Origin of the sequence: Lysinibacillus sp. UGB7, assembly GCF_049058285.1 — a bacterium.
GTDB classification, from domain to species: Bacteria; Bacillota; Bacilli; order Bacillales_A; family Planococcaceae; genus Lysinibacillus; species Lysinibacillus sphaericus_B.
On sequence record NZ_JBMGUV010000101.1, the window covers coordinates 1 to 823 of the forward strand.

Genomic DNA, 823 nt, shown 5'->3' on the forward strand with positions numbered 1-823 from the left:
TCGGCGGTCGACTATTTGAAGGGTTTTCTTTAGGGAAAAAACCTTAATCATAAAACATCTTCTTAAGCTAACAGGTGCTTTAGCTGAATAAAACATAAAAAGACCACTCTGATGGGGTGGTCAAAAAATAAAATACTAAATAGCCTTAGATTTATAACGAAGTTGACTTACTTTTTTTCTCATTAATAATAAGGTCTTCTTCATGTTTTGGGCGAGGGGGTTCAGCACGTCTGACACGCTCAATAGGTTCTTTAATATCTGATTGTTTTGTTGGCTCGTCTGTTGCAAATTCTGTATTTTTCTGATCTCTTTTCATTTCCACACCTCCTAAAGATATTATTTAACTTATCCAATAAAATATCCCTTGTTTATTTCAACTTCGCACTTAATTTTTTCATTTAGACCACTCTGTTAGGGGTGGTCAATATAAAAAAAGGTAAACGAAATGTAAACAATTATGGAGTTTAACATTGATATATAGGTGTTTTGGTATGTCTATATTGGACGTGGCTTTTTTATTTGTTAGCTGTTAGTTCACATGAATGAATGCGTCTCTCTTTGGATAGAGGGTAAATTGTTTTTTTATAATTAGATAATTTATATGCATTTAATAAATTTTGGGAAGTTGCAACCGGTGACTCACTAAAAGGTTAAAAAAGAATTACAAGTAGCGCCTATTTTACTTTACAATAAAGTTATATAGGGGACAAAAAGATTTATACTAATAATTTAGATTGTGAAAACTTTTATATTTGAAAAATAAGTTATTTTAGTAAAACGCCATTATGGAAAGAGCTTCCTTAATGGCGTTTTTTTGTATGTA

General features: G+C 30.9%; 1 protein-coding gene. It reads right to left on the reverse strand.

Features of this window, described 5'->3' with window-relative positions; genetic code table 11:
• Positions 1–151: 151 nt before the first annotated feature.
• The gene (locus ACOMCU_RS28165) at positions 152–316 is read right to left on the reverse strand and encodes a hypothetical protein (RefSeq protein ID WP_421052310.1); all 165 of its coding nucleotides are present in this window, start codon (positions 314–316) and stop codon (positions 152–154) included.
• Between the last annotated feature and the right edge of the window lie 507 nt (positions 317–823).

Coding starts and splice junctions, on each gene's coding strand:
- ACOMCU_RS28165 (WP_421052310.1), bottom strand. CDS start 316: ATGAAAAGAGATCAGAAAAATACAGAATTTGCAACAGACGAGCCAACA.